The organism is Streptomyces shinuiensis, assembly GCF_043660855.1.
Taxonomy (GTDB): Bacteria; Actinomycetota; Actinomycetes; order Streptomycetales; family Streptomycetaceae; genus Streptomyces.
Map to the genome: position 1 here is coordinate 1,149,290 of NZ_JBIHML010000001.1, position 24,283 is coordinate 1,173,572.

19 protein-coding genes are annotated in these 24,283 nt (G+C 72.5%); 8 read left to right on the forward strand and 11 right to left on the reverse strand.

The window, feature by feature from the left end:
- Window positions 1-3 precede the first annotated feature (3 nt).
- Window positions 4-1,416 carry a protoporphyrinogen oxidase gene (gene hemG / locus ACGRHY_RS05075; RefSeq protein WP_394634194.1) on the reverse strand — a complete coding sequence of 471 codons (1,413 nt, stop codon included), beginning with the start codon at window positions 1,414-1,416 and terminating at the stop codon, window positions 4-6.
- Window positions 1,417-1,616: 200 nt separating this feature from the next.
- Between hemG and ACGRHY_RS05080 the strand changes: the two genes are divergently transcribed.
- Entirely contained in the window at window positions 1,617-2,795 is a 1,179-nt protein-coding gene (locus ACGRHY_RS05080; RefSeq protein WP_394634195.1) for a DUF4349 domain-containing protein, read from the forward strand.
- A 103-nt stretch (window positions 2,796-2,898) separates the two neighbouring features.
- Here ACGRHY_RS05080 and hemE read toward each other — a convergent pair whose 3' ends face one another.
- Window positions 2,899-3,987 carry a uroporphyrinogen decarboxylase gene (gene hemE / locus ACGRHY_RS05085; protein WP_394634196.1) on the reverse strand — a complete coding sequence of 363 codons (1,089 nt, stop codon included), beginning with the start codon at window positions 3,985-3,987 and terminating at the stop codon, window positions 2,899-2,901.
- A 63-nt stretch (window positions 3,988-4,050) separates the two neighbouring features.
- Here hemE and ACGRHY_RS05090 point away from each other — a divergent pair, with 63 nt between their 5' ends.
- From ACGRHY_RS05090 to ACGRHY_RS05120, 7 genes are all read left to right on the forward strand, one after another.
- Complete coding sequence (locus tag ACGRHY_RS05090; protein ID WP_394634197.1) at window positions 4,051-4,686, forward strand: DUF3000 domain-containing protein; 636 nt, start codon at window positions 4,051-4,053, stop codon at window positions 4,684-4,686.
- 181 nt (window positions 4,687-4,867) lie between these two features.
- Window positions 4,868-5,530 (forward strand): helix-turn-helix transcriptional regulator, encoded by a 663-nt coding sequence (locus ACGRHY_RS05095; protein WP_394634198.1) that lies wholly within the window; start codon window positions 4,868-4,870, stop codon window positions 5,528-5,530.
- Between the two features lie 167 nt (window positions 5,531-5,697).
- Window positions 5,698-6,969 (forward strand): HRDC domain-containing protein, encoded by a 1,272-nt coding sequence (locus tag ACGRHY_RS05100; RefSeq protein ID WP_394634199.1) that lies wholly within the window; start codon window positions 5,698-5,700, stop codon window positions 6,967-6,969.
- Between the two features lie 102 nt (window positions 6,970-7,071).
- Window positions 7,072-7,344, forward strand: a complete 273-nt coding sequence (locus ACGRHY_RS05105; protein WP_394634200.1) for a hypothetical protein — start codon at window positions 7,072-7,074, stop codon at window positions 7,342-7,344.
- A gap of 227 nt (window positions 7,345-7,571) precedes the next feature.
- Window positions 7,572-8,786, forward strand: coding sequence for a thiolase family protein (locus ACGRHY_RS05110; protein WP_394634201.1), 1,215 nt, complete (start codon window positions 7,572-7,574; stop codon window positions 8,784-8,786).
- Complete coding sequence (locus ACGRHY_RS05115) at window positions 8,783-10,912, forward strand: 3-hydroxyacyl-CoA dehydrogenase NAD-binding domain-containing protein (protein ID WP_394634202.1); 2,130 nt, start codon at window positions 8,783-8,785, stop codon at window positions 10,910-10,912. The genes ACGRHY_RS05110 and ACGRHY_RS05115 overlap by 4 nt, the downstream gene beginning before the upstream one ends.
- A gap of 148 nt (window positions 10,913-11,060) precedes the next feature.
- The gene (locus ACGRHY_RS05120) at window positions 11,061-11,450 is read left to right on the forward strand and encodes a PIN domain-containing protein (RefSeq protein WP_394634203.1); all 390 of its coding nucleotides are present in this window, start codon (window positions 11,061-11,063) and stop codon (window positions 11,448-11,450) included.
- Window positions 11,451-11,464: 14 nt separating this feature from the next.
- Here ACGRHY_RS05120 and ACGRHY_RS05125 read toward each other — a convergent pair whose 3' ends face one another.
- From ACGRHY_RS05125 to ngcE, 9 genes are all read right to left on the reverse strand, one after another.
- Window positions 11,465-13,081: an ArnT family glycosyltransferase gene (locus ACGRHY_RS05125; RefSeq protein WP_394634204.1), complete on the reverse strand. Its 1,617-nt coding sequence runs from the start codon at window positions 13,079-13,081 to the stop codon at window positions 11,465-11,467.
- A 153-nt stretch (window positions 13,082-13,234) separates the two neighbouring features.
- A complete protein-coding gene (gene dxs / locus ACGRHY_RS05130) occupies window positions 13,235-15,184 on the reverse strand; it encodes a 1-deoxy-D-xylulose-5-phosphate synthase (protein WP_394634205.1) in 1,950 nt (649 codons plus the stop codon).
- 221 nt (window positions 15,185-15,405) lie between these two features.
- Complete coding sequence (locus ACGRHY_RS05135) at window positions 15,406-16,704, reverse strand: sugar ABC transporter permease (RefSeq protein ID WP_394634206.1); 1,299 nt, start codon at window positions 16,702-16,704, stop codon at window positions 15,406-15,408.
- Window positions 16,701-17,489, reverse strand: a complete 789-nt coding sequence (locus ACGRHY_RS05140; RefSeq protein WP_394634207.1) for an ATP-binding cassette domain-containing protein — start codon at window positions 17,487-17,489, stop codon at window positions 16,701-16,703. Before ACGRHY_RS05140 ends, ACGRHY_RS05135 begins: the two co-directional genes overlap by 4 nt.
- 101 nt (window positions 17,490-17,590) lie before the next feature.
- Window positions 17,591-18,697, reverse strand: coding sequence for an ABC transporter substrate-binding protein (locus tag ACGRHY_RS05145; RefSeq protein ID WP_394634208.1), 1,107 nt, complete (start codon window positions 18,695-18,697; stop codon window positions 17,591-17,593).
- A gap of 280 nt (window positions 18,698-18,977) precedes the next feature.
- Entirely contained in the window at window positions 18,978-20,198 is a 1,221-nt protein-coding gene (locus ACGRHY_RS05150) for an ROK family transcriptional regulator (RefSeq protein WP_394634209.1), read from the reverse strand.
- A gap of 276 nt (window positions 20,199-20,474) precedes the next feature.
- A complete protein-coding gene (locus ACGRHY_RS05155; RefSeq protein WP_394634210.1) occupies window positions 20,475-21,443 on the reverse strand; it encodes a carbohydrate ABC transporter permease in 969 nt (322 codons plus the stop codon).
- 22 nt (window positions 21,444-21,465) lie between these two features.
- A complete protein-coding gene (locus tag ACGRHY_RS05160; RefSeq protein WP_394634211.1) occupies window positions 21,466-22,491 on the reverse strand; it encodes a carbohydrate ABC transporter permease in 1,026 nt (341 codons plus the stop codon).
- A gap of 105 nt (window positions 22,492-22,596) precedes the next feature.
- Window positions 22,597-24,015: an N-acetylglucosamine/diacetylchitobiose ABC transporter substrate-binding protein gene (gene ngcE, locus ACGRHY_RS05165; protein WP_394634212.1), complete on the reverse strand. Its 1,419-nt coding sequence runs from the start codon at window positions 24,013-24,015 to the stop codon at window positions 22,597-22,599.
- Between the last annotated feature and the right edge of the window lie 268 nt (window positions 24,016-24,283).

Genomic DNA, 24,283 nt, shown 5'->3' on the forward strand with positions numbered 1-24,283 from the left:
GGTTCATTCTCCCCCTGTCCGCGGGGCGGCCGGTGGCCGGGCCCTCGATCCGGAGCGGAGCACCGCCTCGGCGGCGGTACGGGCGCTCGCGATGCACGCCGGGATACCCACACCGTCGTACGCCGCGCCGCAGACGGCCAGGCCCGGCAGGGCGGCGAGGTCGCGGCGTACGCGGGCGACGCGCTCCAGGTGGCCGACGGGGTACTGCGGCAGTCCGCCGCTCCAGCGGGTGACGGTGGAGGCGGCGGGTCGGGCTGTGAGCCCGATCGCGGTCCCCAGGTCCCGCAGGGACAGCTCCACCAGGTCGGCGTCGTCGCGGCCGAGCACCTCCTCCTCGCCGTAGCGGCCCAGTGAGGTGCGCAGGACGAACAGGTCGGGGTCCTGGTCGGCGTTCCAGTGCCACTTGTTGGTGGAGAAGGTGGACGCCTTGATCGCCCGCCCGTCGGCGGCGGGGACGAGAAAGCCCCGGCCCTCGGGCACACGGGCCAGGTCGCGGCGGCGGAAGGCCATGGTGACCAGGGCCATGGAGGCGTACTCGACCTGCTCCAGCTCGGCCGCGGCGGCCGGGGAGTGGCCGGCCAGCAGCCGTGCGGCGGCGGGGGCGGGTACGGCCAGGACCACGGCGTCCGCCTCCAGCGGGCGGCCCGCGGCGATCGCCGTCCAGCCGCTCCCGGTGCGGCGCAGATCGCTCACGGGGGCATCGGTGCGGATGTCGGCGCCCGCGGCGCGGCAGGTGCCGGCGACGGCGCCGGGCAGCCGTCCCATGCCACCCTCGATGCCCATGAAGACGGGCCCTTCCTGCCGGGCTGCCGCGGCGCGCTCCTGGACGCCGCGTACCGCGGCCAGCAGCGAGCGCTCCCGCCGGGCCGCGTCGAACAGCGCGGGCACGGAGGCGCGCATCGAGATCCGGTAGGCGTCGCCGGCGTACACCCCGCCCAGCAGCGGCTCCACGAGCCGGTCCACGACCTCGCGGCCGAGGCGGGCGGCGACGTACTCGCCGACGGCCACGTCCTCCCCCACCCCGGTGCGCGGCAGCTCGGCGTCCTCGGCGGCGCGGGCCAGGCCGTCGGGCGAGAGGATCCCGGCGAGGACGGCCGGGTCGGCGGGTACGCCCATGACGTGGCCGGTGGGCATCGGGCAGATCTCGCCGCGGGTCCAGATCGCCGCGGTGCCCGTGGCGGGCGGCCGGAGCGCGTCGCCGAGACCGGCGGCACGGGCGAGGTCGAGGCCCTCGGGGCGGCGGGCGAGCATCGACTCGGCGCCCAGGTCGACGGCGGCGTCCGCGATCCGGCCGGCGTACAGCTTGCCGCCGAGGCGGGGCGAGGACTCCAGGACGGTCACGCGCGCGCCGCCCTCCAGCAGGCGGTGGGCGGCGGCGAGCCCGGAGATGCCGCCGCCGATGACGATGACGTGCATGGCTCCACTCTCCCAGACCGCCGCCGGCTCCCGTGTGCCGCCCCGGCCGGGAGGGGCGCGGCCCGGCGGTGACACGGCTGCGGCCCGGCGGTGGCTTTCCCGAGTCCCGAACGTGACCGCTTCGCTACCGGGGAACGGCAACCGGTCCGCGCGGCCGCCCGTCCAACTCGCGACATCCACCGATGTGTTGGGGGGCATTGATGTTCACAGGCAGGTTCACGCCCGCGGTCGGCGGCGCGCCCGCGCGGCGCGGGGCGTCGGCCGCGGTTCTGCTGGCCGCGGCGCTGGCGGTCACCGGCTGCGGCGTGGCGGGGGACGGCGGCGGAAGCACCGCGGCCAAGGCCGACCGGGGCGTGGCAGCACCCGAGGCACCCGGTGCGGCCCGCCAGGAGGCGGGACAGCGGGCCGGTCAGGAGGCGGGGGCATACGAGCAGGGCGCCTCGCAGACGGACCGCGAGGCCGCCGGTGGCCGGAGGGCGGCCGACGACGCGCCCGACCTCGCCGCGACCCACGTCATCCGTACGGCGTCGCTCACCGTCACGGCCGAGAACGTGCCGGAGAAGCTGGCCCGGGCCCGCGCGGTGGTGGAGACCGCGGGCGGCTACGTGGCCGACGAGGACACCGGCAGCGACTCCGAAGGGCACGACCGCTCCCGTATGACGCTGCGGGTCCCGCCCGAGGAGTACCAGGGGGTGCTGGACGAGCTGGCCGGGCTCGGCAAGCAGGTCGAGCGGAAGGTCTCGGCCAAGGACGTCACCGATCAGGTGGTCGACGTCGAGAGCCGGATCAAGACGCAGAAGGCCAGCGTGGAGCGGGTGCGCAAGCTGATGGACGAGGCCGGGGCGCTGTCCGACGTGGTGACCCTGGAGGCCGAACTGAGCAGTCGGCAGGCGGATCTGGAGGCGCTCCAGTCGCGGCTGAAGTCCCTGGAGAGCCGCACCGGGATGGCCACGGTCACGCTGGTGCTGCGCGAGCCGGACGCGGAGCCGGTCGAGAGGGAGGAGGACGACACGCCGTCCTTCCTCGACGCCCTGGCGGGTGGCTGGCAGGCCTTCGTCTCGACGGTCCGCTGGATCACGGTCGTCCTGGGCGTGCTGCTGCCCTTCGCGGCGGCGGCGCTGCTGGTGACGGTGGTGTGGCGGCTGGTGCGCCCCTGGCTGCCGAGGCGTCCGGAGGGTGTGCTGCCGCGGCGCACCGGGCCGGCCGTGCCGCCTCCGGTGGCGGTTCCGGGGCCCGGTGCGGCACAGGACGCGGCGCCGGGCGGGGGTGCGGCGCGTGAGGAGGACGGCCGCGCGGAGGGTCCTGGAGGAGGTCCCGTGGAGGGCCGGAAGAAGCCCGGGACCACCCCGGAGGAGCCAAAGGCCCCGGAGAAGGAGTGAGGGAGTGAGGGAGACGCCGGCGGGCCGGGCCCCTCCCGGGGAGGGGCCCGGCCCGCCGGCGTCCCGCAGGATCCCGTGGCGCCCAGCGCCGTCCCGCTCCGCCTCAGCGCACCGTCTGCTCGTGCACGTACTCCACCAGGCGGGTGAGCGCGTCGGGGTCGGTGTCGGGCAGCACTCCGTGGCCGAGGTTGAAGATGTGCCCCGGCAGGCCGCGGGCGGTGTCCAGCACGCGCCGCGCCTGGGTCTCCACGGCCTCGCGCGGCGCGAAGAGCACCGCCGGGTCGAGGTTGCCCTGGACGGCCTTGCCCGGGCCGATCCGGCGGGCGGCCTCGTCCAGCGGCACCCGCCAGTCCGCGCCGACGACGTCCGGGCCCGCCTCGGACATCGCGCCCAGCAGTTCTCCGGTGCCGACGCCGAAGTGGATGCGGGGGACGCCGTAGTGGGCGACGGCGTCGAAGACCTTGGCCGAGGCCGGCAGCACCGAGGCGCGGTAGTCGGCGGGGGCCAGAGCCCCGGCCCAGGAGTCGAAGAGCTGGACGGCGCTCGCGCCCGCCTCGATCTGCGCCTTCAGGAAGGCGGTGGTGATGTCCGCGAGCCGGTCCAGCAGGTCGGCCCACAGCCCCGGGTCGCCGTACATCATCGCCTTGGTGTGCTCGTGGTTGCGGGACGGCCCGCCCTCCACGAGGTAGCTGGCGAGGGTGAAGGGCGCGCCGGCGAAGCCGATGAGCGGGGTGGCGCCCAGTTCGGCGGTGAGCATCCGGACGGCCTCGGTCACGTACTCCACGTCGCCCGGCTCCAGCGGGCGCAGCCGCTCCAGGTCGGCGCGGGAGCGGACGGGCCGCTCGACGACGGGGCCCACCCCCGGCCTGATGTCGAGGTCGAGGCCGATGGCCTTGAGGGGCACGACGATGTCGCTGAAGTAGATGGCCGCGTCCACCCCGTGGCGGCGGACGGGCTGGAGGGTGATCTCGGTGACGAGATCGGGGCGCATGCAGGAGTCGAGCATCCCGATGCCCTCGCGCACCTTCCGGTACTCCGGCAGGGAGCGTCCGGCCTGCCGCATGAACCACACCGGGGTGTGCGGCACGGGCTCGCGGCGGCACGCCCGCAGGAAGGCGGAGTCGGCGACCGCGGGGTCAGCGGATCCCGCGGCGGAGGGGGTCTGGGCTGCGCTTCGGTCGTCGGCGGTCACAACCAGAAGTCTCGCACGTGTCCCTACCCGTCCGGAGCACCCGTTCCGCCTACGCTGCCGCCCATGGCAGCGGCGCGAGCACACCAGGCGGACGGTACGGCGGGTCCCGGCGGTGAGGAGGCGCCGCGGGCCTTCCGGCAGGCCGTGGCGGCACTGTCGGGGGTGCGGCCGCGCCCGGAGGTGCGGCTCGGCCCCCTGCCGCCGCCGAGGAGGCTGGCGCCGTTCGCACACGCGGTGGAGGCGTCGGTCGAGGCCGAGGGCGAGGAGCTGGCCGACGGGCGGTTCGTGCTGCTGCACGATCCCGCCGGGCAGGAGGCGTGGCGGGGCTCCTTCCGTGTGGTGACCCTGGCCCGCGCCCGGCTGGAGCCGGAGATGTCGGGGGATCCGCTGCTGCCGGAGGTCACCTGGTCATGGCTGGCGGGGGCGCTGGAGGCGCGGTCGGCCGGGTACACCGCGGAGGGCGGCACGGTGACGCGGGCGGACTCCCACTCCTTCGGGGAGCTGGCGGACCGGGCGGTGCGCTCGGAGCTGGAGGTCCGTGCCTCGTGGACTCCGCGGGAGGGTCCGGGGGAGGCTGCGGCCGGACATCTGGCGGCCTGGTGCGATCTGCTGTGCCAGTGCGCGGGGCTGCCGCCGGAGGAGGGCGAGGGGGCGGCCGTCGTACCACTGCCGCAGCGCCGTGGCCCGCAGCCACTCTGATGGTTCCCCGGATCGAGCCCCTGTCCGATTTGCCGGAATTCTTCACTCACTCATTCGTGATCATTCCCTAAAGACGGACCGGCGGAGTGCCGAAGGATTCTGTGACCCCTCACGGGGCTCATCCCATCCCGACTTCCCCCATAGTCGGCTTCCGTCCGCTCTCCACTCCCCAGGAGGCCCGGTGTCCGTTCTTCTTGAGCACCCCACAAGCCTGGTCGCCTACCGCCCGAACAAGCCGACGGCCATGGTCGTCGTCGCCGACCCCCGGGTCCGTTCCACCGTCACCCGCCACCTGTGGGCGCTCGGTGTCCGGGACGTGATCGAGGCGTCTTCGATCGCGGAGGCCCGCCCCCGTGTCGCCAACCCGCGCGACATCTGCGTAGCCGAGGTCCACCTGCCCGACGGCTCCGGCCTGACCCTGCTGTCCGAGACCCGGGCGGCGGGCTGGCCCAACGGCCTCGCCCTCTCAGCCGCCGACGACATCGGCGCCGTGCGCAACGCCCTCGCGGGCGGCGTCAAGGGCTATGTCGTCACCGGCACCCGCGGCACCCCCGGCCACCCCGGGCGCCCCGGCACCGCACCCATCGGCGCCGCCGCCGCCCGCATGCACCGCCGCCCGCCGGGCGCCCCCGGCCACTCCAGTGGCTACCGCGAGCTCTCCGGCCGGGAGATCGAGGTGCTGCGGCTGGTGGCGGAGGGCCAGTCCAACAAGGCGATCGGCGTCTCCATGGGCCTGTCCGCCCTGACCGTCAAGAGCCACCTCGCCCGGATCGCCCGCAAGCTGGGCACCGGCGACCGCGCGGGCATGGTCGCGGTCGCCCTGCGCACCGGCATCATCCACTGACCCCGCTCCCCCGCGTCGCCCCCTCACCCCCACGCCCCCCTTACCGCTCCGACCCCACCCGCCCGCCCGGCCGGTTCCCGGCCGGGCGGGCGGGTGCGCGGCGTCCGCCGACGTGACGTTCCGTCGTCGGACGCCGCACATCACGTGCGCATGGATACCCTTGTCGCGTGACCGACGCCCAAGAGACCTCCATAAGCAACGCAGCTCGGCCTCCCGCACGGGAGGAAGGTCCGGCGCCGGTCCCCTTGCTGGAACCGCGCGAGGGCATCCCGCCCGTGACCGCCGCCCCCGAAGCGCTCGCCGAGGTCGTGGACGCCTTCGCCGCGGGCCGCGGTCCCGTGGCCGTCGACGCCGAGCGGGCGTCCGGATACCGCTACGGGCAGAGCGCCTACCTCGTCCAGCTGCGCCGCGCGGGCGCGGGGACCGCACTGGTCGACCCGGTCGGCTGCCCGGACCTGACCGCCCTCGGCGAGGCGATCTGGGACGCCGAGTGGGTGCTGCACGCCGCCACGCAGGATCTGCCCTGCCTGCGCGAGACGGGCATGCGCCCCGCACGGCTGTTCGACACCGAGCTGGCCGGACGGCTCGCGGGCTTCGCCCGCGTCGGCCTCGGCGCGATGGTCGAGAACGTCCTGGGCTACTCCCTGGAGAAGGGCCACTCCGCCGTGGACTGGTCCACCCGCCCGCTGCCCGAGCCCTGGCTGCGGTACGCGGCGCTGGACGTGGAGCTGCTGGTCGACCTGCGCGACGCCCTGGAGGAGGAGCTGGAGCGCCAGGGCAAGCTGGAGTGGGCGCGCCAGGAGTTCGCCGCCATAGCGGCGGCCCCGCCGGCCGCCCCCCGCAAGGACCCCTGGCGCCGCACCTCGGGCATGCACAAGGTGCGCAGGCGGCGGCAGATGGCGGCCGTGAGGGAGCTGTGGACGGCCCGCGACCAGGTGGCGCGGCGCCGCGACGTCTCACCGGGCAAGGTGCTCACCGACACGGCCATCGTGGAGGCCGCGCTGGCGCTGCCCGCCACCGTGCAGGCGCTGGCCGCGCTGCCGGGGTACGGACACCGGATGGGGCGCAGGCAGCTCGAGCAGTGGCTGGCAGCGGTCCAGCGCGCCCGCGCCCTGCCCGATTCGGAACTGCCGCGGCCCGCCCTGACATCGGCCGGGCCGCCGCCCCCGCGCGCCTGGGCCGACAAGGACCCGGCCGCCGCCGCCCGGCTCGCGGCGGCGCGGGCGGCGGTGACGGCGCGCGCGGAGGAGCTGAGCCTGCCCCAGGAGAACCTGCTCACCCCCGACACGGTGCGGCGGCTGTGCTGGGAGCCCCCGGGCGAGGCCTGCGAGTCCGCGGTCGCGCGGGCACTGCGCGACCTCGGCGCCCGGCAGTGGCAGGTCGAGCAGACGGCGCCGCTGCTGACGGCCGCCCTGTCGGCCGTCCCGTCCGACGTCTGACGGGGCCGGTTCCCCTCACCGCACGGCGGGGGACCGGGCTTTCACTCGCGCGCGGGTCCCACATAGGGTGACTCCCTGTTGACAACCCAGGGGGGATGAGGAATGTCCTATCCGAACTACCCGAACCAGCCGTACCCGCCGCAGCCGCAGCCGCCGAACCCGTCCAACACGCTCAGCATCGTCGGCATCGTGCTCGGCTGCGTCGCCTTCCTCTTCTGCCCGCCGCTCTTCGGCATCGCGGGGATCATCTGCGGCGCGGTCGCCAACTCCAAGGGGGAGCGGCTGGGCAAGACCGCCATCGGGGTCTCCGTCGCGGGCCTGGTCGGTGGCATGATCCTCGGCTTCGTCGCCTTCCAGGGCATGTACGGCGTCTGAGGTTCCGGGGCGCGTACGGCGTCCGAGGCCGGCCGCGCGCCCCTCTTCCGGTTTCCGGGCCCGCCCCTGCGGGGCGGGCTCGTGCCTCGCCGCCCGGCGGGCACACGGAAGTGTGACGTGCGACTCCCCGGGAGAGGGGCTGTCCACCTGAGAGTTACCGGCAAGTAGCATAAGCTCCGGGAAGCGCGCCGTACGGCGTACCACCGCACCCCTGGAGGAGAGCCAACGTGCCTCGTACCGCTAGGGACGTCGTCTTCGTCGACGGCGTCCGGACCCCGTTCGGCAAGGCGGGCCCGAAGGGCATCTACCACGAGACGCGCGCGGACGACCTGGTCGTCAAGTGCATCCGTGAACTGCTGCGCCGCAACCCGGATCTGCCACCGGAGCGCATCGACGAGGTCGCCATCGCCGCGACGACCCAGATCGGCGACCAGGGCCTGACCCTGGGCCGCACCGCCGGCATCCTGGCCGGGCTGCCGACGACGGTGCCGGGCTACTCCATCGACCGCATGTGCGCCGGCGCCATGACCGCCGTGACGACGACCTCCGGGTCGATCGCCTTCGGCGCCTACGACGTCGTGGTCGCCGGCGGTGTCGAGCACATGGGCCGCCACCCGATGGGCGAGGGCGTGGACCCCAACCCGCGCTTCGTCTCCGAGAAGCTGGTCGACCAGTCCGCCCTGTTCATGGGTATGACGGCGGAGAACCTCCACGACCGCTACCCGCACATCACCAAGCAGCGCGCCGACGAGTACGCCGTGCGCAGCCAGGAGAAGGCCGCCAAGGCGTACGCCGACGGCCGGATCCAGGCCGACCTGGTGCCGATCTCCGTGCGCCGCTCCAACGAGGAGGCCGGGGAAACCGGCTGGGGCCTGGCCACCGCCGACGAGCCGATGCGCCCGGGCACCACCCTGGAGCAGCTCGCGGGCCTGAAGACCCCCTTCCGTGCCCACGGCCGGGTCACCCCGGGCAACGCCGCCGGTCTCAACGACGGCGCCACCGCCTCCCTGCTCGCCGCCGAGGACGTGGCCCGCGAGCTGGGCCTGCCGGTCAAGATGCGCCTGGTCTCCTACGCCTTCGCCGGTGTGGAGCCGGAGGTCATGGGCGTCGGCCCGATCCCCTCCACCGAGAAGGCGCTGACCAAGGCCGGCCTGTCGATCGACGACATCGGCCTGTTCGAGATCAACGAGGCCTTCGCCGTCCAGGTGCTGGCCCTGCTGGACCACTACGGCATCGCCGACGACGACCCGCGCGTCAACCAGTACGGCGGCGCCATCGCGTTCGGCCACCCGCTGGCCTCCTCGGGTGTGCGTCTGATGACGCAGCTCGCGCGGCAGTTCGAGGAGCAGCCGCACGTCCGCTACGGCCTGACCACCATGTGCGTCGGCTTCGGCATGGGCGGCACCGTGATCTGGGAGAACCCCCACTGGGAGGGCAAGTGAGCAACACCGCCGAACTGCTGAAGGGCGCAGCCGAGCTCTTCCCCGACGAGGTCGTCACCACCGCCCATGTGCGCCACCTCGACCTCCCCCGGGGTGCGGGCCGCTTCGCGCTCATCACCCTGGACAACGGCCTGGACCACACCAAGCCCACCACGCTCGGCCCGCAGTCGCTGGTCAACCTCGACAAGGCGATCGACCAGGTCGAGGCCGAGGCGGCCAGGGGCGAGATCGTCGGCGCCGGCGTGACCGGCAAGCCGTTCATCTTCGCCGTCGGCGCCGACCTCAAGGGCGTGGAGGTCATCAGGCGCCACGAGGACGCGCTGGCCATCGGCAAGGGAGGCCACGACGTCTTCAAGCGGCTGTCCGCCCTGGCCGTGCCGACCTTCGCCTACTACAACGGCGCCTCGATGGGCGGCGGTGTCGAGGTGGGCCTGCACTGCTCCTACCGGACCGTCTCGCGGGCCGTCCCGGCCTTCTCCCTGCCCGAGGTCTTCCTCGGCCTGGTCCCCGGCTGGGGCGGCTGCACCCTGCTGCCGAACCTGATCGGCGCCGACCGCGCGGTCTCGGTGATCATCGAGAACTCGCTCAACCAGAACAAGCAGCTCAAGGGCGAGCAGGTCTTCGAGCTCGGCATCGCCGACGCGATCTTCGACGGCGCCGACTTCCTGGAGCAGTCCCTGATCTGGACCGCCTCGGTGCTCCGCGGCGAGCTCGAGGTCGAGCGCCCGGACGTCGACCGCGGCGAGGCATGGGACCAGGCCGTCGCCCGCGGACGTGGCATCGCCGACTCCAAGGTGCACGGCGCGGCCCCTGCCGCCTACCGCGCGCTGGACATCATCGCGGCGGCGAAGAACGGCGACCTGCGGCAGGGCTTCGACTCCGAGGACCGCGCCCTGGCCGACCTGATCATGGGCGACGAGCTGCGCAGCGGCCTGTACTCCTTCAACCTGGTCAACAAGCGCGCCAAGCGCCCGGCCGGCGCCCCGGACAAGAAGCTGGCCCGCCCGGTCACCAAGGTCGGCGTCGTCGGCGCCGGTCTGATGGCCTCGCAGCTCGCCCTGCTGTTCGCCCGCCGTCTGGAGGTGCCGGTCGTGCTGACCGACATCGACCAGGAGCGGGTGGACAGGGGCGTGGGCTACGTCCACGAGGAGATCGACAAGCTCCTGCTCAAGGGCCGCGTCAACCAGGACAAGGCCAACCGGCTCAAGGCCCTGGTCACCGGCTCGCTGGACAAGGCCGCCGCCTTCGGCGACGCCGACTTCGTCATCGAGGCCGTCTTCGAGGAGATGGGCGTCAAGCAGCAGGTGTTCGCCGAGGTCGAGGCGGTCGTGCCCGAGCACGCCATCCTGGCCACCAACACCTCCTCGCTGTCGGTCACCGAGATGGCGGGCAAGCTCAGGCACCCCGAGCGGGTCGTGGGCTTCCACTTCTTCAACCCCGTCGCCGTACTGCCGCTGCTGGAGATCGTCCGCGCCGAGCAGACCGACGACGCCTCGCTGGCGACGGCCTTCGCGGTCGCCAAGTCGCTGAAGAAGACGGCCGTACTGGTCAAGGACGCCCCGGCGTTCGTCGTCAACCGCATCCTGACCCGCTTCCTGGGCGAGGTGCTGCGCTCCATCGACGAGGGCACCCCCGTCGAGGTCGCCGACCGGGCACTGGCCCCGCTGGGCCTGCCCATGTCGCCGATCGTCCTGCTGGAGCTGGTCGGCCCGGCCGTCGCCCACCATGTGGCCGGCACCCTCAACGCCGCGTTCCCCGACCGCTTCGCCGTCTCGGAGAACCTGGGCCGCATCGTCGGGGCGGGCAAGCGCGGCCTGTACGTCTACGACTCCGGCAAGCCGGAGCTGGACCCGGAGGTCGCCGCCCTGTTCGAGACCGGTGACACGGTGCTGACCGAGGAGCAGGTCCGCGAGCGCGCGCTGAACGCGATCGCCGAGGAGATCCGCCTGATGCTCGACGAGGGCGTCGTCGCCGAGGCGCAGGACATCGACCTGTGCCTGATCACCGGCGCGGGCTGGCCCTTCCACCTGGGCGGCATCACGCCGTACCTGGACCGCGAGGGCGTCTCCGAGCGCGTGTCCGGCAAGCGGTTCCTGGAGCCGGGCGTGGCCGGCGTCCCGAACTGACGCACCGGGGCGGCTCACCGCCGCTTGCGCCGACGGCGCCCGTCCGCACCCCGAGTGCGGGCGGGCGCCGTCGCGTGCGCGCGGGATTCCGGCGTGCGCGCGGGTCTGCGGCGCGGTGGCCGGGTGGTGGCCGTGGCACCCTTGGGCCATGCCCGGACGCCTGTGCCCCCTGCTCGTCGTGGACGCCGCCAACGTCGTCGGCTCGGTGCCGGACGGCTGGTGGCGGGACCGGCGCGGCGCCGCCGAGCGGCTGCGGGACCGGCTCGCGGCGCGGGCGGCGGGCCCGGACGGAGACGGGGGAAACGGCGGGGAGGGCGAGGAGATCGTGCTCGTCGTGGAGGGCGCCGCCCGCGGGGTGGCCTCGATGCCCGGGGTGCGGGTGGTGGAGGCACCCGGCAGCGGGGACGACCGGATCGTGGAACTGGTGGCGGCCGAGGGCCGCGGCCGGCGCTGCACGGTGATCACCGCCGACCGCGGGCTGCGCGAGCGGGTGGCGGCGCTGGGCGCCCGGGCGGCCGGGCCGCGCTCGGTGCGCTGACCCCCTCCCGCGGCTCAGCGGGCGCCGGCCGCGCCGCGTCCCCCGTGCCCCTCGCGCTCCGGCCGCAGCACGTACACCACCGCCCCGTCCACCCGCTCCGCGCGCTCGTAGTGCGCCGCGAGCAGATAGCGCAGCGTCGGCATCCTGGAGGGAGCGTACGGCTTGCCGCGCGAGTCGTCGACGATCACCTTCGGCGGGTTCCCGGACAGCTCGGCGCGGAAGGTGTGCCAGCCGCCCTCGACGCCGTACCGCTGGCCCACCCGGTGCCCGTCCCGGCCGCCGCTGAAGTTGGTGAGCAGGCCGGCGGTGAGATAGCGGCTGGCCGGGCGGCGGTCGGCCAGCCAGTAGCCCTCCGGGTGCATGCCCCACAGCAGCACCTTCTCCTGCGGCCCGGCGTATCGCCGCGCGGCGTCGGCCACCTTCCGGGCGTGGTCCAGTTCCCCGCTGCCCGCGACCGCGCTCCAGCCCAGGAACAGCACGCACGACAGCGCCGCGCACAGCGCGGCCCGGCGCGCCCACCCACCGCCCAGCAGGTGCAGGGCGCCCGCCCCCAGCAGGGCCAGCGGCGGCAGCAGTTGCAGGTAGTAGTGGCCAAAGAAGTGGAAGCCGGAGACCACGGCGACCGCGGAGGCCGCCAGCCAGATCCACAGGTCCGCCGTCGGCTCCCGCCGCCGCGGCGGCGGGCGCCGCCTCAGCGCCGCCGCCAGTGGCACCAGCAGCCCCGCGAACCCCGCCGCCGCGATGGCGGTGTTGCCCAGGCCCCGGCCGAGCACGTGCAGCTCCGAACCGGTGAAGGAGGCGTACGCGCCCGATCCGGTGACCGTCCAGAACAGGAAGCGGGACCAGCCGCAGGCCGCGGCCACCGCCGCTACCGGCAGCACACAGCCCGCGCCCAGCCGGACCAGCGCGGCCCGCCGCGGATCGCCGGGCCGCACCGAACGCCACAACAGGAACAGCACCGGCAGCAGGGCCGTGCCGCCCGTCTGCTTGACCAGGAAGGCTCCGGCGACCGCGAGGCCCGCGGCCGTCCATCGCCTCCGGTCGGCGCACCAGAAGGCCGCCGCGGTGAACGGCAGCATGAAGACCTCGAAGTTCGCCGCCTGGGCGTCCTCGGGGTTGAGGCCCACCGAGGCCAGGACGAACAGCACGCCGGCGGCCCATGCGGCCCGCTCGCCCCAGCGTCGGCGCGCCAGGGAGGCCAGCAGTGCGGCGGTCGCAGCCACCGCCGCCACCGCCGCCACCTTCACCGGCCACAGCGAGGCGTCGCCGAAGAGAGCGAAGGCGCCCTGGTACAGCCAGGGCACCAGGGGCGGTTTGCGGTCCACGACGGTGTCGTAGAGCGCTCCGCCGTCCTCGAGCATCCGGGCCTGGGTGGCGAGGAAGCCCTCGTCGGGATTCCACAGCGGGCGCAGGAAGGACGGGAGGCGGGTGAGCGCGGCCAGCAGCACCAGCACGGGCAGCAGCCGGGGCCACAGCGGCCGCGGCCGGCCGGCGGGCACGGACGGCAGCCGGTGGACGAAACCGCCGGCCGGCCGACGGGCACCGGGCCCCTGACCCCGTGCGGCCTTGGGCGGTGCCGTGCGAGCGCTCGGCAGCCGCACGGACCGGGGTGGGTCAAAGGCGGTCGGCATGGGCTACAACCTATCCGTCCCCTCCGCCGCCCCGGCGGGCACCGGTGCGGCGTGCCGGGACGCTGCGGGAACGCCTTCGGGGCGGGCTCGGGAACCGGGCTCGCCGGTCCGCCCGGAGTGCCGGGCGGACCGGTCGGAGGGGAAGGGGCGCGGTCAGTCGCGGGCGGTCTCCGTGCCGAGGCCGTCCGCGCGCTCGGCGTCCTCGGTGCCGTAGCGGCCGCCGAGCTTGGCGACCAGACCGGTGACCTGGCGGGCGATGTCCGGCGCGGTCAGACCGATCTCGGCGAGCACCTCGCCGCGGGAGGCGTGGTCCAGGAACTTCGGGGGGATGCCGAAGTCACGCAGCGGCACGTCCACGCCCGCGTCGCGCAGCGCCTGCGCGATCGCCGAACCGACACCGCCCGCCCGGCTGTTGTCCTCCACGGTGACGACGACGCGGTGGCGGTCCGCCAGCGGCGGCAGCGCCTCGTCGACCGGCTTGACCCAGCGCGGGTCCACCACGGTGGTGGAGATGCCCTGCTTCTTCAGCAGGCCGGCGACCTCCAGGCACATCGGGGCCAGCGCGCCGACCGAGACCAGCAGCACGTCCGGCCGCTCGCCCTCCTCCGTCCGCGCCTCGCGCAGCACGTCCATGCCTCCGACCGTGGATACCGCGGGCACGGCCGGACCGACTGCGCCCTTGGAGAAGCGCACCACCGTCGGGGCGTCCTTCACCTCGACGGCCTCTCGGAGCTGGGCGCGGAGCTGGTCGGCGTCGCGCGGGGCGGCGATCCGCAGTCCGGGGACGACCTGGAGGATCGACATGTCCCACATGCCGTTGTGGGAGGCCCCGTCGGTGCCGGTGACCCCGGCCCGGTCCAGGACGAAGGTCACTCCGCAGTTGTGCAGGGCGACGTCCATCAGCACCTGGTCGAAGGCGCGGTTGAGGAAGGTGGCGTAGACGGCGAAGACCGGGTGCAGTCCGCCGGTGGCCAGTCCGGCCGCCGAGACGGCGCCGTGCTGCTCGGCGATGCCCACGTCGTAGACGCGGTCGGGGAAGGTCTCGGCGAACTTCCGCAGGCCGACCGGCTGGAGCATCGCGGCGGTGATGGCGACGACGTCCGCGCGCTCGCGGCCGAGCTTGACCATCTCGTCGCCGAACACCGAGGTCCAGTCGGCGCCGGAGGCCGCCACCGGCAGCCCGGTGTCGGGGTGGATGACGCCGACGGCGTGGAAGCGGTCGGCCTCGTGCTGGACGGCGGGCTGGTAGCCGCGGCCCTTCTCGGTCAGGCAGTGGACGATGACCGGGCCGCCGAAGCGCTTGGCGCGGGTCAGGGCGGACTCCAGGGCCGCTATGTCGTGGCCGTCGATGGGACCGAGGTACTTCAGGCCCAGGTCCTCGAACATGCCCTGCGGGGCGATGACGTCCTTGATGCCCTTCTTGGCACCGTGCAGGGTCTCGTACAGCGGCCTGCCGACGACCGGGGTGCGGTTGAGCAGGTCCTTGCTGCGGGCGAGGAAGCGCTCGTAGCCGTCGGTGGTGCGCAGGGTGGCCAGGTGGCTGGCCAGGCCGCCGATGGTGGGCGCGTAGGAGCGCTCGTTGTCGTTGACGACGATCACCAGGGGGCGGTCCTTGGCGGCGGCGATGTTGTTGAGCGCCTCCCAGGCCATGCCGCCGGTGAGCGCGCCGTCGCCGATGACCGCGGCCACGTGGTGGTCCTCGCGGCCCAGTACCTGGTTGGCCTTGGCCAGTCCGTCGGCCCAGCCCAGCACGGTGGAGGCGTGGGAGTTCTCGATGACGTCGTGCTCGGACTCGGCCCGCGAGGGGTAGCCGGAGATGCCGCCCCTGGCCCGCAGCCCGGAGAAGTCCTGCCGCCCGGTGAGCAGCTTGTGGACGTAGCTCTGGTGTCCGGTGTCGAAGAGGACCTTGTCCCTGGGCGACTCGAAGACCCTGTGCAGGGCGATGGTCAGCTCGACCACGCCCAGGTTGGGCCCGAGGTGACCGCCGGTCTTCGAGACCGCCTCGACGAGGAAGGTCCGGATCTCCCTGGCGAGCTGGTCGAGCTCTTCGGGGCTGAGCCGGTCGAGATCGCGCGGTCCCGTGATGCGGGTCAGCAGAGCCACCCGTGCCTCCTTGCTGGTCGAGCCGTACGGGCTTGTGCCGATCCGACGAGTCTAATGTTCCGGCCGCCCGGCCGTGCGGCGGCCACCGCGTTGCCGCCGTCCGGGTGTGTCGCGGGAAGACCGCGGACCCTTGCGCGGCCGGTGCGCACACGCCCGGTGCCGGGCCCCTCGGAGCGAGGGGCCCGGCACCGGGCGGAGCGGGAGGGCGGGCGGGTGCGCGGTCAGCTCCGGCCCGCCGAGCGCTGGGTGCGCCGGGACACCGAGTCGATGACGACCGCGGCCAGCAGCACCGCGCCCGTGATCATGTACTGGATGGCGGCGGCGATGCCCAGCAGGGCCATGCCGTTGGCGATCGAGCCGATCACCAGCATGCCCAGCAGCGCGGACCACACCGAGCCGCGCCCGCCGAAGAGGCTGGTGCCGCCGATGACGGCCGCGGCGATGGCCTCCATCAGCAGGTTGCCGCTGCCCGCGCCCTGGTTGGCGGCCAGGATTCGGGAGGCGATCATCAGTCCGCCGCAGGCGGCCATGGTGCCCGCGATGGAGAAGACCGAGATGCGCACCAGCTCGACGTTGATGCCGGCTCGGCGCGCCGCCTCGGTGTTGCCGCCGAGCGCGAAGACCTTGCGGCCGTAGGAGGTGCGCTTGAGGACGAAGTCCAGCGCCACCAGCACCGCCAGGAAGATCAGCAGCGCCAGCGGCATGCCCTGGTACTGGTTGAGCATGTAGGCGGCGCCGAAGGCCAGCAGGGCCAGCACCGCGGTGCGCACGGCGATCTCGCTCACCGGGCGGGCGGGGATGCCGGCCGCGGCGCGGCGCCGGGCGCCGGCGAACTGGACGGCGAAGAAGACGCCGACCGCGACCGCCGCGGTGCCGTAGGCGACCGCGATGTCGGTGAAGTAGTGGTTGGAGAGGGTGCCGACCAGGCCGTCGCGGTCCAGGTTGATGGTGCCGTCGGTGCCGAGCACCTTCAGCATCAGGCCGTTCCAGGCGAGCAGGCCCGCCAGGGTGACGACGAAGGCGGGGACGCCGATCTTCGCGAAGAAGTAGCCGTGGAAGGCTCCGACCGCCGCGCCGGTGATCAGCGCCAGGGCGACCGCCAGCCACTCGTTCATCCCGTTGTTGACGGCGAGTACGGCGAAGACGGCGGAGGCCAGACCGCTGACCGAGCCGACCGACAGGTCGATCTCGCCCAGCAGCAGCACGAAGACGATGCCGACGGAGATCAGGCCGGTGCCGACGACGTAGACCGACAGGTTGGAGAGGTTCTCGGCGGACAGGAAGGCCGAGTCCTGCATCTGGAAGATCGCCCAGATGAGGATCAGGCCGACGACGACCGGGACCGAGCCCAGTTCGCCGGTGCGCATCTTCCGCTTGAAGTCGGCCCAGTAACCCGCCAGGCCCTCCTCGCGCACGAGCAGCCGGGGGTCGGCGGCGGGCGTGGCGCCCGCGGCGGGAGCACCGTTGCCGGAGGCGGGGGCGGTGTCTTCGGAGTTCTTGGAAAGCTTGGTCTCACTCACGGTCGGCTCCCCGCGGTACGCGCCCTGCGGCGGGTCACGGCGTTCTCCGTGGCGCCGGTGATGGCGGAGATGATCTCTTCCTGGGATGTGCTCGCGACGTCGAAGACGCCGTTGTTGCGGCCGAGCCGGAGCACCGCCACCTTGTCGGCGACCGCCTTGACGTCCGCCATGTTGTGGCTGATGAGGACGACGGCCAGGCCGCGTTCGCGCAGCCTCTCGACCAGGTCGAGGACCTGGGCGGTCTGCTCGACGCCGAGGGCCGCGGTGGGCTCGTCGAGGATGACGAGTCCGGGCTCGCCCAGCATCGAGCGGGCGATCGCGACGACCTGCCGCTGGCCGCCGGAGAGGGAGGCGACGGGGATTCGGACGCTGGGGATGCGGATCGACAGGGTGTCGAGCAGTTCCCGGGCGCGGCGCTCCATCTCGATCTCGTCGAGGACGCCGGAGCGCAGGATCTCGCGCCCGAGGAACAGGTTGCCGACCACGTCGAGGTTGTCGCAGAGCGCGAGGTCCTGGTAGACGGTCGCGATGCCCAGCTCCTGGGCGTCGTGCGGCCGGTTGACCTCGACGGCTCCGCCCTGCCACTCGAAGACGCCCTCGTCGGCGGGGCCGACGCCGGCGATCGTCTTCACGAGGGTGGACTTCCCGGCGCCGTTGTCGCCCACCAGGGCGACCACCTCGCCTGCGTGGACCTCCAGATCGACGTCGGTGAGCGCCTGAACGGCACCGAAGCGCTTGGAGATTCCGCGCAACGCCAGTACAGGCGTAGCGGACACGTGAACCAACTCCTAGAACAGGACAGGACGGGGGTGGGGACCGGCCGGTGCCCGCGCCCGGCGGGGTGGAGGGGGCGCGGGCACCGGTGGGCAGGCGGGGTGCCGGACCGTTACTTCAGACCGGCCTTCTCGCACGCCTTGGCGTACTTGGCCGTGCAGATGTCCTCCACCGAGTAGAGGCCGTCCTCGACGACGGTGTCCTTGAGGTTGTCGACGGTCACCGCGATCGGCTCGATCAGGGTCGCGGGGACGTCCTTGGTGGTCGCGCTGTCGACGGTGGTCCCGGTCTCCGGCTTCTCGCCGCGGGCCAGGGCGACGGCCATCTCGGCGGCGGCGTAGGCCTCGGGCTGGAAGGGCTTGTAGACCGTCATGAACTGGTCGCCGGAGATGATGCGCTGGACGCCCGCCAGTTCGGCGTCCTGGCCGGTGACCGGCGGCAGCGGGTCGACGCCGGCGCTCTTGAGGGCGGTGATGATGCCGCCGGCCATGCCGTCGTTGGCGGAGTAGACGCCGACGATGTTCTCCTTGCCCAGGGAGGCGATGGCGCCGCTCATGTTCTTGTTGGCCTCTTCGGGCTTCCAGCCGGTGGTGTCGTAGGACTTGCCCACCTTGACCTTGCCGTCCAGGACGGACTTGGCGCCCTTCTTGAACATGGCCGCGTTGGGGTCGGTCGGCGACCCGTTCATCATGACGATCTGGCCGTCCTCGGCCTTGTCGCCGAGCCTCTCCAGCAGGGCAGTGCCCTGGACCTTGCCGACCTGCTCGTTGTCGAAGGAGGTGTAGGCGGAGATCGGGCCCTCGGCGAGGCGGTCGTAGGCGACGACCGGGATCCCGGCCCGGTCCGCCTTGTTGACGGAGCCGGCGATGGACTTGGCGTCCACCGCGTCCAGGATGATCGCGTCCACCTTCTTGGTGATCATCGAGTTCATCTGCTGCTGCTGCGTCGACGCGTCCTCCTTGGCGTTGACGTAGCTGACCTCGCAGTCGGAGCAGAGCTCCTTGATCCTCTTCTCTATGAGGGGCTTGTCGAAGTTCTCGTAACGGGCCGTCTGGTCCTCCGGCAGCAGCAGGCCGATGGTCAGCGGGCCGTCCTTCTTCTTGTCGTCGCCGCCCGAGCCTTCGCCTCCGGCTTCCTTGGCGCTCCCGCATGCGGCGAGAGAGACGGCCATGGCGGTCGCGGCCACGGCCACGGCGGCACGGCGCAGTTGCGTGTTCATACAGAACCTCCCTGACGAGGCCGCGTCACTGCGGCCGAGGTGGCAGGAAGTCAACTCGTAGTAACACCTGCCGTCAAGAAGTAAATTCTTAACGAGACAGCAACGATGCCATGTGTGAACAAGGTGAACACAGAGTGGCAACGAGAGCGCTCTCGCCCACATGACACGGACACGAAGGCACCTTTGGTCCCCGTCCGTCCCGTCCCTCTCTTCGCTTGTTTTCCGCGCCCCGCCCTGTCCCGCCCCGAACCCGGACTCCACCCCCGGACCCCGCCCCCGGTCAGGCTCCGGCGGAGGCTGTGACGGCCGGCACGCGCCCGGTCCCGTTCAGCGAGCCGTCCAGCAGCGTGGAGTCACCCATCTCGCTCAGCACCAGCGCCAGCGCGCCCAGCACCTCCGCGCGGCCGCCCAGGGCGCCGGGCACCACCGTCAGCTGCCGGGCCGCGCTGGGGATGGCGTACCGGGAGACCGAGTCGCGGATCGGACCGAGCACCAGCTCCCCGGCCTCGGCCAGATCGCCGCCGAGCACGACCCGGCTGGGGTTGAGCAGGTTGCACAGGTTGGCGACACCGCTGCCCACATGGCGCCCGACGTCGGCCACCACCCGGCGGCAGCCGAGATCGCCGGAGCGGGCGAGCCGGACCATCTCGGGCATGGTCAGGCCGGGCCCGTGACTGGAGTGCAGCAGCGGCAGGACGTAGCGGGCCGCGGTGAACGTCTCCAGGCAGCCGCGGTTGCCGCACCGGCACACCGGGCCGGACTCGTCCAGCGTGATGTGGCCGATCTCCCCCGCGGTGCCGCCCGGACCGCGGTAGATCTGGCCGTCGATCACCAGTCCCGCGCCGACGCCGCTGGCGACCTTGATGTACGCCAGGTCCCGCGCGCCTCGTCCGCTGCCCCACACCAACTCGCCCAGCGCGCCGAGGTTGGCGTCGTTGTCGACGTGGACCTCCACGCCGAGCCGGGAGGCCAGCTCCTCACGCGGGTTGGTCCCGGCCCAGCCCGGCAGGATGGTGCTGGAGCCCAGCACGCCGGTCTCGACGTCGATCGGGCCGGGGACGCCCAGGCCCATCCCGATGACCTTCTCGCGGCGGAAGCCGGTCACCTCGATCAGCCGCTCCACCAGCCGCTCGGCCCGGTCGAAGCCCTGGGAGGCGGAGGCGTCCACGTCGATGGGCTCGGACTCCTCGGCGAGCACCTGGTGGGCCAGGTTGCCGACGGCCACGCGCAGGTGGGAGTGGCCGAAGTCGACGCCGACCACGATCCCGGCATCCCCCGACAGCGAGACGCTGCGGGCCCGGCGCCCTCCGGCGGAGGTCGGGGTGACCTCGACCGTGCCGTTGTCCTTCAGCTCCCGGACGATGTTGGAGACCGTCGCGGCCGACAGCCCCGTGGTCCGCGCGATCTCCGCCTGGGTGAGCGAGCCCGCGATGCGCACGGCTCGTACCACCCGCTCCAGATTGGCCCGGTGCAGAGAGGACTGCGACCCCGGAGTCTCCACGACTCATCCACTCCCGCCTCGACGGGCGGCTCGACGACCTGCCCGTGGACCGCACCACGCCGACGGGGTGCGGCTTGTCTCCAATACGTGAACCATAAGGACAGCCTGAAGCGTTATCTCCCGTCAAGACCTTGAGCGGGGTGGGCGCTCAGATGTTATCCGCGCACGGAGGGCGACACTCCCGGTGCGGGGAGGTGCGGGGAGGTGCGGAGGGACGCGGAGAGGCGGCCACCGGTGCGCGGTGGCCGCCTCGGGTGCGGCAGGGGCGGCCCGGTCCTACTTCAGCGCGCCCGCGGTCAGTCCCGCCTGCACCTGGCGCTGGAAGACGACGTAGACGACGAGGATGGGCAGCACGGCCAGGGTCAGCCCGGCGAAGAGCCCGCCCCAGTTGCCGCGGTAGCCGGTCTGGGCCGCCAGGTTGGCCAGGCCCTGGGTGAGCACGTACTTGTCGGCGTCGCCGACGTGCACCACCTGGGGGATGAGGTACTGGTTCCACTGCCCCAGGAAGTTGAAGATCCCCACGCTTATCAGGCCGGGCTTGGCCATCGGCAGCATGACCTGGAAGAAGATCCGGCTGTGCGAGGCGCCGTCGATCTCCGCCGCCTCCGCGATCGAGGAGGGCAGGGTGCGGAGGAAGGCCGACATGAAGAAGACGGTGAACGGCAGCGAGTAGGCGATGTAGACCAGGATCAGGCCGTGGTAGGTGTCCAGCAGTGCGAAGTTCTTCATCACGAAGAACAGCGGCACCAGGGCGACGATGATCGGGAACGCCATGCCGCCGACGAACAGGAAGTAGACCAGCCGGTTGCCGGGGAATTCGTAGCGGGCCAGGACGTAGGCCACCATCGAGCCCAGCAGCATGGTGCCGGCCACCGAGCCGCCCACCACGATCACCGAGTTGATCGTGTACTGGCCGATGTTCGCCTCGTTCCAGGCGAAGGACCAGTTCTCCCAGTTCAGCTTCCCCGGAAGCGACCAGGGGTCCTCCAGGATGGCGCCGGAGGACTTGAGGGAGTTCATCACCGCCCACAGCAGGGGCCCGGCGGCCATCACGGCCCACAGCGCCAGGAAGGCGTGCGAGAAGGCGTTGAGGGTGCGTCCCTCCGTGCCGCCCCCGTCCCGCCCGGCGCCCTTGCCGGGCGCGTTCGCGGGCCGCTGCGGGCCGGCTGTGCCCTTGGTGAGGGCCGCGGCGGTCTCCTCCGGGTCCCCCGGCCTGAGGGAGGGCGACGGTTCGGCAGTGGTCATGGCTGGTTCTCCCGCTGGCCTGTCAGAACTCGATCCGGTCCTTGCTCCGCCCGAACGCCATCGCCGCCACGGAGAAGACCATGGTGACGATCAGCAGGGCGACGGCGACGGCGGTCGCGTAACCGGCCTGTCCGTCCTGGAACGCCTTGTTGTACAGGTAGACCGGCGCGACGATGGTCGAGTAGGCGGGGCCGCCCGCGTTCACCGTCAGGATGTGCACCACGGCGAAGGCGTCGAGCGCCATGATGCCCATGTAAACCCAGCCGGTCTGCACGGTGTCGCGCATCAGCGGCAGGGTGACGCGGAAGAACGTGGTCGCCCGGCCGGCGCCGTCCAGCAGCGTCGCCTCGTAGATCTCGCGGGGGATGGAGCCCATCGCGGCGGAGAAGAGGACCACGTAGAAGCCGACGTTCGCCCACACCATCACGACCACGACGCACCAGAAGGCCAGCCGGGGGTCGCCGAGCCAGCTCTGCTGCCACTCCCCCAGGCCGACGGCCGACAGTATGCCGTTGAGCAGGCCGCCGGCGGGGTTGAAGATGTACTTCCACAGCACCACGACGATCGCGATCGACAGCGCCTGCGGGAAGAAGTAGACGATCTTGTAGAAGTGTGAGCCGCGCACCCCCGCCACGGCCTCGCCACGCCGGTGCCGGCCGCCGACGTTGAGCATGAAGGCGAAGAACAGGCCCAGTCCGAGGGTGATGACGGGCAGGATCAGCAGCAGCAGGACGTTGTGCCACAGCGCCTTGCGGAAGATCTCGTCCTCCATCAGACGGCTGAAGTTGTCCAGCCCGACGAAGGCGAAGTCGCTGCTGAGGCCCGTCCAGTCGGTCAGCGAGTAGTAGAACGTCTGGAAGAAGGGCGACACGACCAGGACGCCGTAGAGCGCCAGGGGCACCGCGAGGAAGCCGGCGATGAACCGGTACTTCAGATAGGTCCGGTGGTGGGGGGAGACACGCCGCTCCCCGCGGCCTCCGCCGGCCCCTCCCGGCGGGGGCGCCGCTTCCCTGGAGGCCTCGGCAACCGCCGGGCTGTCACTGGCCATGCCGCCCTCGTCCCATCTGCGTCTTCCGGCTGTTCCGGTTCTTCCGGCCGGTCCACTCCTCCCGGGCCCCCGCCGGGAGCCGCCGGCCCCCGGCGGGGGGCCGGCTCACGCGTGCTTGTACTTCCTGACGGAGTCGTCCTTGGCCGTGCGGTCGGCGTACTCCTGGCACTTGTTCATGGCCTCCGCCGGCTTCATCCGGCCGGCCAGCAGCTCGGCGAGCACCGAGCCGATCTGCTCCTTGTGGAGGGTCTGGTACCAGTCGAAGATGCGCGGGTTGACCACGTTGTCCCCGGCGTCCTTGAGCGCCTGGCTGGAGGAGGCCAGTCCGGGGGACATCTCCATGCCGTCGGTGGCGCCGGCCACACAGGTCAGCGACTTCACCAGCCGGGAGAAGTTCTGCGCCGACTCCTTGCTCAGCATGATCCGCAGCAGTTCCATGCCGCCGGCGGGGTTGCCGGCCTGGGCGGGCACTATGAACGGCTCGCCGGCCTGCGCCCACAGGGTGCCGAAGGGCATCTTGTCGGAGTCGTCCAGTCCGGTGACCGCGCCGCAGGCCATGTCGAAGTCGGCGGGCGTGGTGTCGGCGGCCTCGTTCTCCACCCAGGAGCCGTTGGGGATGAAGATGCACTTGCCCTTGGTCCACTGCGTCTGGGACTGGATGTGGTCCAGGCCGGGGGTGCCACGCAGGATGTAGCCCTTGGCGGACAGCTCGTGGTAGGCCTCGAAGGCGCTCTTGACCGCGCCGTGCTTCCAGGCGTTCGGCTCCAGGTTGTCGATGGCGTCCAGGACCTCCCGGCCGCCGATCTTCCCGATGAACGGGTAGAGGGTGAAGGGGATGTAGTACGGGTGCTGGCCGGCGTACGTCCAGCCCGCGATGCCCTTCTTCTTGGCCTTGGCGCACAGGGCCAGCATCTCGTCCCAGGTCCTGGGGTACTCCCAGTCGTTGTCGGCCAGCAGCTTCTTGGAGTACCACTGGCCGTAGACGGTGTAGGCGTAGTTCAGGCGCCATACCTTCTCGTCGCCGTACTGGCCCATCTCGATGGTGCCCGGCAGGAGGGTGTCTCGGACCTTGGTGTCCGGGTCGTCGGCGGAAGGGGCGTCCAGCAGGGGACTCAGCTCGGCGAGCTGGTCCTTGGCGATCAGGGTGGCCGCGTCCATCTGCTCGGCGCCGGAGTTGTCGATGAGGTCGGGCGGGTTGCCGCCGACCATTCTGGGCTGGAGGACCGAGCGGATCTTCTGGGTGGCGGTGAGCTTGACCTTGCCGTAGCTCTTCTCGTAGATCTTCGCGGCGTCCTTGCCGTACTGGGTCCCGAAGCCGCCGTCGAAGATGACGAAGTCCAGGCCGGCTTCCTTGTCGACCCCCAGGGGGTTGTCCTTGGTCTTCTGGCCCTTGGCGACCTCGGTGCCGCTCCCGCCGTCGCTGCTGGCGCAGGCGGAGAGCGCGCTCATGGCGGGGACGGCGATCAGGCCGGCCGCGGTGGCCCGCTTGATCAGATCACGACGGTTGACATCGGTGGATCCCATGCTCAAGTCCTCGCCTTCTGTAAAGGACTCCGGCGGTGTGCCGGAACTCCCGGGCACCGCTTGTGAGTTGAAGCTGAGTTGTGCGGGATGTAACGCCGGTCGTGCGGAGCCGCGCCGGGCCTCGTCCGTGCCCGCCCTCCCCCGGAGCCACGACATTCGGGCCTTCGTCTTCTCATATGACCGCTCGGACGCCGACAGGTATAGTCCACTCTCCTTCCGGTGGGCAAGATCGGTGCGCGTTCGGGTGCCAGTCTTTCCCGAGTTGAGA